The sequence below is a fragment of the Streptomyces hygroscopicus genome, assembly GCF_026168105.1.
Lineage (GTDB): Bacteria > Actinomycetota > Actinomycetes > Streptomycetales > Streptomycetaceae > Streptomyces > Streptomyces hygroscopicus_D.
In genome coordinates this window covers 20,559-33,868 of record NZ_LBMW01000066.1, presented here as the reverse complement: position 1 = coordinate 33,868, position 13,310 = coordinate 20,559, and the positions used below count along the sequence as shown (strand labels likewise).

General features: G+C 68.1%; 13 protein-coding genes, 1 tRNA gene and 1 pseudogene. 5 read left to right on the top strand and 10 right to left on the bottom strand.

Annotated features, from left to right (window positions below):
* Together AAW14_RS35755 and AAW14_RS35750 are read left to right on the top strand one after the other, a co-directional pair.
* Positions 1-115: pseudogene (locus AAW14_RS35755) on the top strand (IS5/IS1182 family transposase); the annotation flags it as partial.
* Positions 112-603: a hypothetical protein gene (locus tag AAW14_RS35750; protein WP_265568615.1), complete on the top strand. Its 492-nt coding sequence runs from the start codon at positions 112-114 to the stop codon at positions 601-603. The pseudogene AAW14_RS35755 and the gene AAW14_RS35750, both read left to right, overlap by 4 nt.
* 88 nt (positions 604-691) lie before the next feature.
* On the opposite strand, the gene AAW14_RS35745 is transcribed toward AAW14_RS35750, so the two are convergent.
* The 7 genes from AAW14_RS35745 to AAW14_RS35715 form a co-directional block, all read right to left on the bottom strand.
* The gene (locus AAW14_RS35745; protein ID WP_265568614.1) at positions 692-1,741 is read right to left on the bottom strand and encodes a DUF4238 domain-containing protein; all 1,050 of its coding nucleotides are present in this window, start codon (positions 1,739-1,741) and stop codon (positions 692-694) included.
* A gap of 92 nt (positions 1,742-1,833) precedes the next feature.
* The gene (locus AAW14_RS35740) at positions 1,834-2,151 is read right to left on the bottom strand and encodes a tyrosine-type recombinase/integrase (RefSeq protein ID WP_416223427.1); all 318 of its coding nucleotides are present in this window, start codon (positions 2,149-2,151) and stop codon (positions 1,834-1,836) included.
* A gap of 70 nt (positions 2,152-2,221) precedes the next feature.
* Entirely contained in the window at positions 2,222-3,481 is a 1,260-nt protein-coding gene (locus AAW14_RS35735) for a tyrosine-type recombinase/integrase (RefSeq protein ID WP_265568613.1), read from the bottom strand.
* A 114-nt stretch (positions 3,482-3,595) separates the two neighbouring features.
* Positions 3,596-3,668 (bottom strand) — tRNA-His (locus AAW14_RS35730).
* Positions 3,669-3,783: 115 nt separating this feature from the next.
* A complete protein-coding gene (gene orn / locus AAW14_RS35725) occupies positions 3,784-4,386 on the bottom strand; it encodes an oligoribonuclease (protein ID WP_265568612.1) in 603 nt (200 codons plus the stop codon).
* Between the two features lie 297 nt (positions 4,387-4,683).
* On the bottom strand, positions 4,684-5,916 hold the full coding sequence (locus tag AAW14_RS35720; protein ID WP_265568611.1) for a helix-turn-helix domain-containing protein: 1,233 nt from the start codon (positions 5,914-5,916) through the stop codon (positions 4,684-4,686).
* A gap of 378 nt (positions 5,917-6,294) precedes the next feature.
* The gene (locus tag AAW14_RS35715; protein WP_265568610.1) at positions 6,295-6,615 is read right to left on the bottom strand and encodes a hypothetical protein; all 321 of its coding nucleotides are present in this window, start codon (positions 6,613-6,615) and stop codon (positions 6,295-6,297) included.
* Positions 6,616-7,009: 394 nt separating this feature from the next.
* On the opposite strand from AAW14_RS35715, the gene AAW14_RS35710 reads away from it, so the two are divergent.
* Together AAW14_RS35710 and AAW14_RS35705 are read left to right on the top strand one after the other, a co-directional pair.
* Positions 7,010-7,537 carry a universal stress protein gene (locus AAW14_RS35710; protein ID WP_265568609.1) on the top strand — a complete coding sequence of 176 codons (528 nt, stop codon included), beginning with the start codon at positions 7,010-7,012 and terminating at the stop codon, positions 7,535-7,537.
* A 229-nt stretch (positions 7,538-7,766) separates the two neighbouring features.
* A complete protein-coding gene (locus AAW14_RS35705) occupies positions 7,767-8,333 on the top strand; it encodes a GPR1/FUN34/YaaH family transporter (RefSeq protein WP_265568608.1) in 567 nt (188 codons plus the stop codon).
* A gap of 108 nt (positions 8,334-8,441) precedes the next feature.
* Here AAW14_RS35705 and glmS read toward each other — a convergent pair whose 3' ends face one another.
* Together glmS and AAW14_RS35695 are read right to left on the bottom strand one after the other, a co-directional pair.
* Positions 8,442-10,259 (bottom strand): glutamine--fructose-6-phosphate transaminase (isomerizing), encoded by a 1,818-nt coding sequence (glmS, locus tag AAW14_RS35700; protein WP_265568607.1) that lies wholly within the window; start codon positions 10,257-10,259, stop codon positions 8,442-8,444.
* Between the two features lie 54 nt (positions 10,260-10,313).
* Positions 10,314-10,571, bottom strand: a complete 258-nt coding sequence (locus AAW14_RS35695; RefSeq protein ID WP_265568606.1) for a hypothetical protein — start codon at positions 10,569-10,571, stop codon at positions 10,314-10,316.
* Positions 10,572-10,747: 176 nt separating this feature from the next.
* Between AAW14_RS35695 and AAW14_RS35690 the strand changes: the two genes are divergently transcribed.
* Positions 10,748-12,316, top strand: a complete 1,569-nt coding sequence (locus AAW14_RS35690; protein ID WP_265568616.1) for a purple acid phosphatase family protein — start codon at positions 10,748-10,750, stop codon at positions 12,314-12,316.
* A gap of 44 nt (positions 12,317-12,360) precedes the next feature.
* Here AAW14_RS35690 and AAW14_RS35685 read toward each other — a convergent pair whose 3' ends face one another.
* Positions 12,361-13,242 (bottom strand): DUF4429 domain-containing protein, encoded by an 882-nt coding sequence (locus AAW14_RS35685; protein ID WP_265568605.1) that lies wholly within the window; start codon positions 13,240-13,242, stop codon positions 12,361-12,363.
* Positions 13,243-13,310 lie beyond the last annotated feature (68 nt).

The window sequence follows — 13,310 nt, the reverse complement described above, 5'->3', positions numbered from 1 at the left end:
CTGGCTCGCTGGATGCCGCCGCCTCCATCGCCGCTACGAACGCAAAGCTGAACACTTCCTGGCCTTCACCAGCATCGCCTGCACCCTCATCTGCTACCGCAGACTCACCAAATGAGATGGCTTCTAAGTACCGACATCACCTACACCGGGCAGAGCCGCAGGGGGCATCTGGAGTTGCTGCACGATGGGGCGTTTGGCGGCGCGCTGAACATGGCCCATCTCGACGAGACGGTGAACGGTCTGCGCTATCTGGTGCAGGTAAGGCTTCAGAGAGCTGTGCGGGACATGGTGACGATCGCGGCCCTGCATGCCCAGCGGCGCCAGGCTGATGGTGTGCTGCAGGCTCGTGTCGGTATCGCGGTGCCCGGCCCGGAGACCGTAGGTCACGCCCCTGCCGTCGCCCTCACCCACCAGCTGTACATGATGGGCGACCCGCAGCCAGTGTCCGGAAGCATCACCTTGGCCACGGTCCTCCCGGTTATGAGCGAGGCGCCCCTGGCCGACCTGGTGTCCTCAGAGGAGAGCCGACGCCAATTCATCGAGCAGCTCACCCTCGATCTCGTTCATCAGTTCGCCGTGGCGTCACTCGTTCCCGGTAGCTGATTTTTGGCCGTCAGGACCACGTCAGGGCCTCTTGGCCGGGAATCTCTGTACTGCGGCTCCTAGTGCCACGGGCGAGTTTTTCGCATGGTCAGGCTCTACGGTCACGTTGGTTTGCTGCCTTGCACGTCTGGTAGAAGTCGCGGTAGACCCCCGTGGAGGGCAGCGGCCTTTCTACCAGCCGTACGTAATCTTCCAATCCGCTGCCAGGGCGCAGATACACATGGCTGAAGGCCGCGCGTACCTGCCAGGCATTGAATTCGCGAACCTCGTCCTCGTCAATCTCGACGTAGCGGCTTGGTCCGTCAATAACGCGAAGTGCATACTTCGGAGAAATTGGAAGAACAATCGCGTCGGCGAAGGCGTAGCCGATTCCGCCATTGACTCCGGCGTTGGGCATCCCTTTTCTGACCGTTAGGGCTGGGATGTCGCCTATGACGAATTCGCTGCCATGGGATGGCGTGAGAATCTCAATACCGTGACCCTTCATCCAGTAACGTGTGCGCCGGTAACGTGATTCCAGCAGGGCACGAAACAGGATCCCCGTTTCAACCCACTCGGCGATGGGAGCGTGCAGGTCTTGAAAGGCACGTTCGCGGCTGTGACTGTCACCACCGGGAAGGCCGAGTTGTGAGGTGGCGATGGCGTCGAGCACTGCCGGGTAACCCTGCCAGAAGCGTCTCGCCTGCTCGGCGGCGTTGAGCCAGTTGTCCTGAAACAGCGCGTAGTGCTGAATGCTCCTAGCGTGATGGATGGCGACGAGGTTGCGCAGTCGATCAAGATGTATAGGGTCCAGTCCATGGCCGTCGCGAACTGCGGCGAATGTTCCGCCTGCCGCGTTCTCGACTCGCCCCCAGACCGTCTCCATGGATCCCGACTCGAACTTTACGAAATCGACTATTGGGGCCTGCCCGCACTCCTCAAGTCCTCGTCCCCGTATGTTCGAATTCGGGTATTCCAGATTTAGCGAATAGACCCGTGCGGCACCGCCCTGGCCAATCGGGGAAGAAAACTGCCGGAGCATGACTCCTGACACTAGGTGTTGGGCATGCACGGAAACGCTTGCCTTCGTCCTCAATATGTCTATTCGCCTTTGGACAACGTCAGGTGTGGGTAGGGGTGGCAGCGGTCCTCGGGGCATGCGGACAGCATAGGCAACCGTGCACCTACGGATAAGACGGAGCGCCTCCGGTCAGATACCCGCTGACCGGAGGCGCTCGTTGCCCGTCATCGTCAGGCAGTGCTCTTCTCGTCTTCCGCGGACGGCCGCTTGGGCGACTGCAACTTCGGCAGGGTGAGGGCCCCGGACATCTGGCTATCCGGGACTGCACCAGATGGGGCCGCGAGCGCGGGTCGAGTTGCACGACCTGCTTGGATGAGTCGCGGGCCAGTGTCGTCTAGGACCGCCTGGTAAATGTCGCGGGTGTCCGAGTGGCCGAGCGTCTCGCTGACGACCTTGACGTCCACGCCTGCCGCCAGCATGAGTGTGGCGGCGACATCGCGCAGGTCGTGGAGCCGGATCGGAGGTAGGCCAGCAGCGGTGGTAACCAAGTGGGTCAGAATTTGATATGTCGTCAGCGCGACAGGGGGCGGCCATCGTTGAGAGCACCGCCGACTTCGCTCAGGCGCTTACCAGGCGCAGGCCGCGGTCAGCGGTCTTGCGGCCGCTCATCGCGGCCTGAACGGCAGCGCTGATGTCGGAGTCCAGGGAGCGGACCAGGTGGCCGTAACGGTCGATGGTGGTCTGGATCGACTCGTGGCCGAGGCGGGCCTGGATGGCGGGCAGAGGAATGTTCGCGGCCACCAGCCAGGCCACGTGGCTGTGGCGGAGGTCGTGGATGCGTGGTCGGCGCGGCAGGCCCGCATCGACCGCAGCGGCAACTGCAGGCTTCCACTTCCTGTTGTAGAAGTTGTTGTGCCTCCACGCCTTGCCTGTCGTCGTCCGGAAGACGAAGGCTTCGGGAGGCATCCCGTCCGTCAGACGCCTCACCATGTCTACCTGAGCCGGTGCCAGTGCCACGACGCGCCGCGCCTTCCTGGTCTTCGGGGGTCCGAGGAAGAAGGACCGCTCCGAGCCCCTTGGAGCCCTCTTCCATGCCCTTTGGACGCTTGCGGTGGGTACGGGGCCGCCGAGCTTGAGATCCTGTACCTGGAGGGCCGATGCCTCGCCCCAGCGCATCCCCGTTCCGACGAGCCAGTCGGCGAGGTCCCGGGCGTCCTCATCGGTGATGTAACGACGGATGAGCTGGTACTCGTCGTGCTCCAAGAAGACCATCTCCTCGACGATCTCGTCGTCGGCTCGAGGCAGCCGGGTGCCGGCGCAGCAGTTCTTGGTCCTCAGCGGAGGGTCAGCCTCGATCGCGGCCTGGACGATGCACCACAGGAGACCGTGCCGGTTTGCTATGGACTTGGGAGCGGCAGGTCGCCGGATCCATCGCCCCGTCTCCGGATCCTGCTGGCCAGCCTCCTGGAGGCGGATCCAGTCCTGCACGTCGTCCGCCGTGATGTTGCCGATGGTGGCGGGCATGACCTGTCCCGCCCGCCTTGTGTGCACGAAGAGCGAGAGATGGCGGTCCACTTCGCGGAGATAGTCGTCACGGGTCCGTTTGTCGATGCCGGTGAGACGCTCCACGTAGCGGCGTGACCATTCGACGAGCGGTAGGTCGTCGGGGTCCTGCTCGGGTTCGACAAAGCCCTGGCCGGGGATCCAGCCGAAGGGCCACTGCTGGCCGTGGGCGTCAACGAGCTTCTTGAAGGCTTCTGCCTCGGCCAGTTCTCCGAACCTCTCGGACTCCCACGAACCGCCGCGCCCTCCCTGGAGCCAGCGGACCTGGAAACTCGCCGTGCCGTCCTTGCGGATCCGATTCCTGATGGTCGCCATGGGACCGGACGGTAGATCGAAAATCCGGCCGCGTTTGGCCGCTGTTTGGCCAAGCCGGGTGACCAAAAGGCCCCTGAACCCGCGTTTCCGCGGGTCAGGGGCCTCTTGAGCAAGGGTGAGTGACGGGACTCGAACCCGCGACATCCTGGACCACAACCAGGTGCTCTACCAGCTGAGCTACACCCACCATGACCGGTGTTCTTCGAGTGGTTTCCCCCACCGGCCGAGAAAAAGTGTACAGGGTCCGAAGGGGTGCTCGCGCCAGCATTTCTCCGGGGCCCTGCCGGGCCCCGTCGAGGCCGCTACTTGGCGGGCACCACGTGCTTGGCGGCGATCGTGCGCGCCGTGTCGGAGTCGGGACCCGGCTGCGGCACGAAGATCGCCTCGCGGTAGTAGCGCAGCTCGGCGATGGACTCGCGGATGTCGGCCAGGGCCCGGTGGTTGCCGTTCTTTTCTGGGCTGTTGAAGTACGCCCGCGGGTACCAGCGCCGGGCCAGCTCCTTGATCGAGCTGACATCCACGATCCGGTAATGGAGGTAGTCCTCGAGCGTCGGCATGTCGCGGGCCAGGAAGCCGCGGTCGGTGCCGACGGAGTTGCCGCACAGCGGAGCCTTACCGGGCTCCTTGACGTGCTCGCGTACGTAGGCGAGGACCTGCTCCTCGGCGTCGGCGAGCGTCGTACCGGCCGCCAGCTCGTCGAGTAGTCCCGAGGCGGTGTGCATCTGACGCACCACCTCCGGCATCGTCTCCAGCGCCGCGTCCGGCGGCCGGATCACGATGTCCACCCCCTCGCCGAGTACGTTCAGCTCGGAGTCGGTGACCAGCGCGGCCACCTCGATGAGCGCGTCGTCGGACAGCGAGAGTCCGGTCATCTCGCAGTCGATCCACACCATGCGATCGTTCATGTGTCCCACCTTATGGCCCACCCGCGCCATACGGACCGCCTGTGCGCCTGGGAGGGCCGCCGGGGGCCCTGCGCGCACAGGGGAGCGGCTCCGAGGAACGGGCCTGGGCGCCTTGCGACGGACTTGGCAGCGCGATGCATGGCCCGTACGCAGGGAGCAGCGGTCCGTGCGGTCCGGTGAGGTCGGTCGGGACGATCCCGTCCGGCCCCGCACGCCGCCGGACGGGCGGGATCCGTGAGGGCGTACACACACGTACGACCTCACGGATCCCGCCCGTCCTCGGCGGTGCCGGGGCGGCTATGGCGCGCTGCGCTGGCCCGGCAGGCTCGGGCGGCTCGCCGCGTAGAGCTCAGGGACGTGCCGGCCCGAGTCCGTGGACAGGGACGCCGTGGGACCGAGCGCGCTCGCGGCCGCCGTGCGGCGGGTCTGCATGGGGACCTGCGCGGCCTCCTGCGCGATCTGCGGCGGCGGTGGGCCGCCGGGAGCGTCCGTGTCGCCCGGCCGCTCGCTCTGCGGGCGGCGTGCCCGGTACGCGGCCCGGTAGGCGGCCGGCGACGAGCCGAGCTGGCGCCGGAAGTGCCCGCGCAGCGCGACCGGCGAGCGGAAGCCACAGCGTCCGGCGACCTCGTCGACGGAGTAGTCGGAGGTCTCCAGGAGCCGCTGTGCCTGCAGCACCCGCTGGGTGATCAGCCACTGCAGTGGTGCGCTCCCCGTGAGTGAGCGGAAACGTCGGTCGAACGTCCGCCTGCTCATGTACGCGCGCGCGGCGAGCGTCTCCACGTCGAACTGCTCGTGGAGGTGCTCCAGCGCCCAGGCGACGACCTCGGCCAGCGGGTCGGCGCCGATCTCCTCGGGTAAAGACCTGTCGAGGTAGCGCTCCTGCCCGCCGCTGCGGCGCGGCGGAACCACCAGGCGCCGGGCGAGCGCGCCCGCCGCCTCGTTGCCGTGGTCCGTGCGCACGATGTGGAGGCAGAGGTCGATGCCGGCCGCCGTGCCGGCGGACGTCAGGACGTCTCCGTCGTCCACGAACAGTTCGCGTGGATCGACGTGCACCGACGGATAGCGCTTGGCCAGCGTCGGCGCGTACATCCAGTGTGTCGTGGCCGGCCGTCCGTCCAGCAGTCCGGCGGCGGCCAGCACGAAGGCGCCGGTGCACAGCCCGACGATGCGGGCGCCCTCTTCGTGCGCCCGGCGCAGTGCGTCGAGCGCCTCCTCCGGTGGCGGCGAGGTGATCGAACGCCAGGCGGGCACGACGACGGTGCCCGCCCGCGAGATCGCCTCGAGGCCGTACGGCGCGGTCAGTTCCAGGCCCCCTGTGGTCCGCAGCGGGCCGTCCTCGCCGGCAGCCACCAGTAGTCGGTAGCGCGGCACTCCGGCGTCCTGGCGGTCAATCCCGAACACCGAAAGCGGTATGGAACTCTCGAAGATGGGGCCGCCGCTGAACAGCAGCACCGCGACGATCTCCTTGCGGCGTCGCCCGGAAAGCTTCCGGGCCACCGCGTCCGGCGCGGCGGTGGAGTCGTGGCTCATCCTGCTAAGCCCCCCTTGTTGGTCGCGGCTCCTCGGTTGTGTCGCTCCTGCACGTTTCCCCTTGGTCCTGCACGAGTCCCCCGCCGTAAGACAGTCATGATCGAATCTACTGTGTCTTGATGTGCCCGCGTGACCAGTTCACGATCCGGCACATTGTCGACATGGCAACTTGGCGTGAAGCATTCGATCACGAAGCGTTGCACTCGTGGGCCGTGCAGGGAAGTGCGCCTCGTCCCAGTGGCCAATCCACGTAGGGTGCGCGCGCCCCTCGGGACCCTTTCAGTGCAGGTCGAACGGGGGGTGGGGGGCCGTTCGGCCCACCAATGCATGGGGCTGAGAAGTTGGCTGAAAAGATACGGGGGCGTGCGCGGAAACCGGTCAGCCAACCGGAGTGTTTCCCCCATTGTGATGTCCGCCCCTGTGCGCCCCCGTTTCGGGCCTGCCGTGGCGTCCGGGGCGCCGGGCTTCCTCGTCGGCCCGCAGCTGTGCCGCTCCCCGCTCGGATTGCCGCAGCAGTGCGCCGCACGCCCAGGTGACGGCCGTCAGACCCAGCGTGGCGCTGACCGCCCCGGCCAGGGAGATGCCGTACGAGACGAGGACCACGGGGACCAGGAGACAGCTGAAGGCGGCCCAGCGGATGACGTCGTTCGCGGTCTGGGGCGCGGAGCGCTTCCGGGGCGCGGGGCGGGGTGCGGGCACGGTGTGCTCCCCTCAGGTGGTGGCTCACCGGATTCGGCATGCTCCTACGGCGGTGGCTCACCCGATTCAACGCGTGTGCGCCCCTGGGGGTCACTGCCGGGCCTGTGGCGTACGGTCCCGGCGCCGCCGGCCGGGCCCGGGGCCCGGCCCGGCCGCGGGCGTCCGGTTTTCGTGGATGAACCCTGTGCAAACCGCCTGTACGGGGCAGCAACCATTGCGTGACGGGCGCCCCCTCGTGCATGCTCCCTGGAACCCCGTGCTCGGTGCGCGGGATCTGGGCTAAGGAGGCGTGCCGCCGTACCCTTGGGGGTATGGGGTTGGGAAGATGAATCCCGGACACAGCTCCGCCGCACAGTGTCGTCCCACCCAAGAGGATCACAACGCCGAGACACCCATGGCCGGTCACGAATTCTTCGATCCCCCGGACCGCAAGCGCCCCGTCGCCGATCCCACGGCGGCAGAGCCCCTGGCGGCGGAAGAGTCACGCCTGTCCTGCGACCCCGCCTTCAAACACGGCGTGGTGGTCGGCTTCGACGGTTCCACCTCCAGTGAGCGCGCCCTCGCCTACGCGATCGGCATGGCGCACCGCTCCGGCTCGGGCCTGATCATCGTCCATGTCGCCAACCGGCTGCCCACCACGGTGTGGGCGGGCTGCGAGCCGCCGGTCTTCGTCGACGTGCCGGACCACCGCACCGAGGTCCTCGGGCTCGAGCTCGCCTGTGCGGACCATCTGGCCGAGGTGCCCTGGATCCTGGTCGAGCGAGGCGGGGACATCTGCCACGAACTCGAGGAAGTGGGCCGGGAGTACGAGGCGGACGCGATCGTCGTGGGCTCCACGCACGGCATCGTGGGCCGCCTCTTCGGATCCGTCGCCGGCCGGCTCGCCAAGCGGGCGCAGCGCCCCGTGATCGTCATTCCCTGAGGGAGTGGCGCAAATCGCCTGGTGCGACCCCTGTGCACGCGCCCCGTCGCACCCCCGGCGTTGTCATTCTGCAACTCGCTTTTGTCCCAGGTGAGATGCCTCTTGGGTAACCGAGGCCGCCTTTCTCCCTCACATGAACTTACTTGCGCGTAGAGGTGTTTGTGCCCTTGTGAAGGGCATATATCGGTCACCGCATACCCGCACGTGCAGGACAAGAAGGGAGCCCGCCGTGGACAATGACGTCTCTGCGGGAGGCACCACCACGATCGTCGGCCGACTCGCCCTGGGCATCACGCTGTTGGCCTTCGGTCTCGGAACCACCAAGGTGATCGACGGAGTGACGACGGCCGACGCCGTGTCACTTGCCCACTATGTCGGCGGCGTGGCCCTGTTCCTCGCCGGACTGCTCGCGTTCCGCGACCACGACACCGCCACCGGTACGGCCTTCTCGGCGCTCGGTGCGCTCTGGTTCACCTGGGCCGTCACGGCCGGCGGCCAGATGTCCGACAACGCGGCCGGACTCTTCCTCCTGTTGTTCGCCCTTGTCGCGCTGACCCTGACGCTCGGAGCCTCCGGAGGCGTCCTCGACCAGGGCACCTACGGCCTGCTCTTCGTCTCGATGGTGCTGCTCGCCATCGGCCGGTTCGCGGGCAACGACTCCCTGGGCAAGGTGGGCGGCTGGTTCGCGGTCGCCGCCGGCGCGGCCGCCTGGTACGCGGCGACGGCGGTGCTTGCCAAGTGGCCCACGGCTCTCCCGCGACGCGCTGCCGGCCGGGGGGTGACGGCCGCCGGCTGAGGCAGCGACGGGCCGGGGTGAGGGCAGCCCCGGCCGGCCGAAAGAGCGACCCCCTGTGCTGGTGGCACACAGGGGGTCGTTCACATGGGGCCCAGCGAGGGGGAGTTGCTACTCCACGGTCACCGACTTGGCGAGGTTGCGCGGCTTGTCGATGTCCCGGCCCAGGGCAAGCGCCGTGTGGTAGGCGAGGAGCTGCAGCGGAATACCCATCAGGATCGGGTCGAGCTCGTCCTCGTTCTTCGGGACGACGATCGTCTGGTCGGCCTTCTCCTGCTCCTGGTGGGCGACCGCGAGGATCCGGCCGCTGCGGGCCTTGATCTCCTCCATGGCCGCGCGGTTCTTCTCCAGCAGGTCGTCGTCCGGCACGATCGCGACCGTCGGCAGAGCGGGCTCGATCAGTGCGAGCGGACCGTGCTTCAGCTCGGAGGCCGGGTAGGCCTCGGCGTGGATGTAGGAGACCTCCTTCAGCTTCAGCGAGGCCTCGCGGGCCACCGGGTAGCCGCGCACACGACCGATGAAGAGCATCGAGCGGGCGTCCGCGAACTGCTCCGCCAGCTTCTTGATCTCCTCCTCCTGCTTGAGGATCTCCGTGATCTGCCCGGGCAGCTTCCGCAGGCCCTCGATGATCCGCTTGCCGTCACGGACGGACAGGTCGCGGGTGCGGCCGAGGTGCAGGGCCAGCAGCGCGAAGGCGACGGTGGTGTTGGTGAAGCACTTGGTGGACACCACGCACACCTCGGGACCCGCGTGCACGTACATGCCGCCGTCCGCCTCGCGCGCGATCGCCGAACCGACGACGTTGACGATGCCCAGCACGCGCGCGCCCTTGCGCTTCAGCTCCTGGACGGCGGCCAGGACGTCGTAGGTCTCGCCGGACTGGGAGACCGCGACGTACAGCGTGTCGGGGTCCACCACCGCGTTGCGGTACCGGAATTCCGATGCCGGCTCGGCGTCTGCCGGGATGCGGGCGAGTTCCTCGATCATCTGGGCGCCGATCATGCCCGCGTGGTACGAGGTGCCGCAGCCGAGGATCTTCACCCGGCGCACCGCGCGTGCCTCACGGGCGTCGAGGTTCAGGCCGCCCAGGTGCACCGTGGAGAACCGGTCGTCGATGCGACCGCGCAGCACCCGGTCCACGGCGTCGGCCTGCTCGTGGATCTCCTTGTGCATGTAGGTGTCGTGGCCGCCCATGTCGTACGACTCGGCCTCCCACTCCACGGTGGTCGGCTCGGCCGTCGTCCGGGTGCCCTCGGTGGTGTAGGTGCGGAAGTCGTCGGCCTTCAGGGTCGCCATCTCGCCGTCGTCCAGCGTGACTATCTGGCGGGTGTGGGTGACCAGCGCGGCGACGTCGGAGGCGACGAACATCTCCTTCTCGCCGATGCCGAGGACGACGGGGGAGCCGTTGCGGGCCACCACGATGCGGTCCGCGAAGTCGGCGTGCATCACGGCGATGCCGTACGTGCCCTCGACGACCCGCAGCGCCTGGCGGACCTTCTCCTCCAGGGTCTCGGCCTGGGAGCGGGCGATGAGGTGGGTGAGGACCTCGGTGTCGGTCTCGGAGAGGAACTCGACGCCGTCCGCCTCCAGCTTCTTCCGCAGGTCGGATGCGTTGTCGATGATGCCGTTGTGCACGACGGCGACTTTGTGGTCGGCCGACATGTGCGGGTGGGCGTTCACATCGGAGGGGGCGCCGTGGGTGGCCCAGCGGGTGTGGGCGATGCCGGTGGTGCCCTTGAAGCGCGCGGGGACCTTGGCCTCCAGATCGCGGACCCGGCCCTTGGCCTTGACCATCTTCAGGCCGGCCGTCTTCGGGGACGTGACGACGATGCCCGCCGAGTCGTAGCCGCGGTACTCCAGCCGCTGCAGGCCTTCCAGCAGCAGCGGGGCCACATCGCGCTTACCGATGTATCCGACGATTCCGCACATATAGTTCCTTAAGTCCCTTTTGTCGCCATGGTGGTGAAAACGTCCTTCGGCGTCTCAGCCGTAGACGATGCGGCGCAGTTGCCGGAGCGTAAGCCCGGGCGGCGCGACCGCGCGATACTTCAGATCCGCCTCGATCCGTTCGAAGATCGTCGCGTTCACCAGGCCCTGACCCTGGAGCTCGCGGTGGCGGCGGCGGACGAACTCCTCGGTCGTCTCGTCGAAGTAGGCGAGCACGTCCTGGACCACGCGGAGCGCCTCGCCCCGGCTGAGGGGCGTGGACCGCGCAAGGTGATCAACAAGTTCGTCGTGCACCCGGTAGATCCTGGAGTACGAGCGCTGGAATCGCAAGAATCGTGCCCGATTTCGGGCAGATGCTCATTGAAGTTGCCATGGGGCCCTGTTGGGCCCCTGTTTCGGGGCTGTCCATCCTGTGTCTTGTGCCACGTTGCTCATGTGGAGGAACTTCTGGCGCCATGGACATACCTCGCATGGGAGTTCCGGAGAAGCTCGCGGCCCGCATGAGCATGGCGGAGCAGCACGAGTACCTGCGCGCGAGATTCTCCCGGCGCACGATGATCAGAGGCGGAGCCGTCACACTCGGTGCCGTCGCGGGTGGCGCGTTCGTACCGGGCGCCACCGCCCAGGCCGCCGTCCCGGCCCAGGGAACGGCCCCCGCGGTCGAGACGGTCGACGGCGCCCTCGTCGCCCCCTTCGGCCGCCACCTCGCCTACGGAGACGACCCGCGTACGGAGATGACGGTCTCCTGGCAGGTCCCGGTCGCGGTCAGGAAGCCCTTCATCCGCATCGGCGCCCACCCCTGTGACCTCTCGCGCAAGATCGAGGCCGAGGTCCGCGCCCTGCACACCCCGGCAGCAGTCGGCGCCGGCGGCGACCACACCCAGTACTACCTGCACGCCCGGCTCACCCACCTGCGCCCCGGCCGGACCTACTACTACGGCGTCGGCCACGAGGGCTTCGACCCGGCCGCCCCGCATCTGCTCGGCACCCTCGGCACCTTCACCACCGCTCCCCGGCACGCCGAGCCGTTCACCTTCACCGCCTTCGGCGACCAGGGCGTCAGCTACCACGGCCTCGCCAACGACAGCTTGATCCTCGCCCAGAACCCGGCCTTCCACCTGCACGCCGGCGACATCGCCTACGGCGACCCGGCGGGTGCGGGCAAGACTTCCGACGCCGGCTTCGACTCGCGCGTGTGGGACCAGTTCCTCCACCAGACCGAGTCGGTGGCCAAGCAGGTGCCGTGGATGGTCTCGTACGGCAACCACGACATGGAGGCCTGGTACTCGCCGAACGGCTACGGCGGTGAGGAGGCCCGCTGGCAGCTGCCCGAGAACGGCCCCGACCGGAAGAACCTGCCGGGCGTCTACTCCTTCGTGCACGGCAACACGGCGATCATCTCGCTGGACGCCAACGACGTCTCCCTCGAGATCCCGGCCAACCTCGGCATCTCCGGCGGCACCCAGACGAACTGGCTCGAGACGCAGCTCAGGAAGTACCGGGCCGACCACACCGTCGACTTCATCGTCGTCTTCTTCCACCACTGCTCGTACTGCACCTCGACCGCGCACGCCTCGGAGGGGGGCGTACGCCAGGAGTGGGTGCCGCTGTTCGAGAAGTACACCGTCGACCTCGTGATCAACGGCCACAACCACGTCTACGAGCGCACCGACGTCATCAAGGGCAACGCGGTCGCCAAGAAACTGCCGATCGGCGGCACCGCCTACCCCGAGACCGACGGCGTGGTGTACGTCACAGCGGGCGCGGCAGGCCGCAGCCTCTACGCGTTCAGCGCCGACCAGTCCTACGAGGGCCACGAGAAGGACGTCGAGTCCGTGAACTCGTTCGTCTGCATGAAGGACGGCGCCAAGCAGAACGAGACTGTCGCCTGGTCGCGCGTGCGCTACCTCGACTACTCGTTCCTGCGTGTCGACGTCACGCCCGCCACCAAGGGCCGCCCGGCCACGCTGAAGGTGCGCGGCATCGCGGAGACCGGCGCGCAGATCGACCACTTCACGGTGGCGCGCCGCGCCAAGTAAGGCCACTCCTGCCCCCCGGCGAGGCGGGGCGCACAGGGCGGTCCTCACATGCGCTTGAGGACCGCCTGTTTGGCCATGCTGAACTCGTCGTCCGTCAGCACGCCCGTCCGGTGCAGCTCGCCCAGCTCGCGCAGCCGGCGCAGCAGGACGTCATGGCCGTCCTCCACGGACCCCGGCTCCAGGGCGGCCACGCGTTCCTTCTGCCGCGGTACGACCGCCACGGGCGCCGCCGGGTGCGGCAGCCGGGCCTGCACGGCTGCGGCGACGAGCGCCATCAGCGGGTCCTTCTTGAAGCCCCAGAGCTCCACCGCGTTGGGGTCGTACTTCGGCGGCGCCTTGGTCTCCGCACCGCGCACGGTGAAGCGCAGGTAGCCCTTGTCCAGGCCGGCCGCCGGCTGCCACTCCACGCCGGTGATCCCGGCCACGGCCAGCGTCCGGGCGCCCCCGGCCGCCTTCGCGTCCTCCGTCTTCCAGTTCCACTCCAGGCGCACGTGCTCGCCGTCGAAGCTCGCCGTCCCGTCCCCGGCGGACGCGGACAGCGGGACGGCGGGGCCCGGCAGCAGATAGCGGTCGACCGGCCAGGAGGGCGCCTGGTCCAGCACGAGCGCACTGCGGATCTCCTCCGCCACGTACTCCGCGACGCCGTAGCGGTCGGCCTCCACGGTCAGCTGGTACGGGTCGTCGGACTCGTCGAGCCTGCCGCCGGTCGCCTGCAGCAGCGGATCGGCGCCGTCGCGCAGCCGCAGCCTCAGGCGCCCGGTCTTGCGGCCCTGCTCGAACGAGATGCCCGCCAGCGCCCCCAGGGGGACGGTGAGTTCACCCAGCGTCCTGCGGAACAGGCCGACGCCCTTGTCGCGCCCCGGGGTCAGCCGCAGGGCGTCGCCGTCAAAGGCCCATGTGCCGTCCCTTTGGATGATTTCCGCCATGACAGGGATTGTTCCATCCACTTTGCGAGAGAGTGGTCTATACCCGTCGGGGTCCGAACCGGACGAGC

What these genes read in the sequence shown, in the direction of transcription:
- AAW14_RS35750 (WP_265568615.1), top strand. Translation starts at nt 112, where the DNA reads ATGAGATGGCTTCTAAGTACCGACATCACCTACACCGGGCAGAGCCGC.
- AAW14_RS35710 (WP_265568609.1), top strand. Translation starts at nt 7,010, where the DNA reads ATGGCCGGTCACGAATTCTTCGATCCCCCGGACCGCAAGCGCCCCGTC.
- glmS (WP_265568607.1), bottom strand. Translation starts at nt 10,259, where the DNA reads ATGTGCGGAATCGTCGGATACATCGGTAAGCGCGATGTGGCCCCGCTG.
- AAW14_RS35690 (WP_265568616.1), top strand. Translation starts at nt 10,748, where the DNA reads ATGGGAGTTCCGGAGAAGCTCGCGGCCCGCATGAGCATGGCGGAGCAG.
- AAW14_RS35720 (WP_265568611.1), bottom strand. Translation starts at nt 5,916, where the DNA reads ATGAGCCACGACTCCACCGCCGCGCCGGACGCGGTGGCCCGGAAGCTT.
- AAW14_RS35735 (WP_265568613.1), bottom strand. Translation starts at nt 3,481, where the DNA reads ATGGCGACCATCAGGAATCGGATCCGCAAGGACGGCACGGCGAGTTTC.
- orn (WP_265568612.1), bottom strand. Translation starts at nt 4,386, where the DNA reads ATGAACGATCGCATGGTGTGGATCGACTGCGAGATGACCGGACTCTCG.
- AAW14_RS35745 (WP_265568614.1), bottom strand. Translation starts at nt 1,741, where the DNA reads ATGCCCCGAGGACCGCTGCCACCCCTACCCACACCTGACGTTGTCCAA.
- AAW14_RS35685 (WP_265568605.1), bottom strand. Translation starts at nt 13,242, where the DNA reads ATGGCGGAAATCATCCAAAGGGACGGCACATGGGCCTTTGACGGCGAC.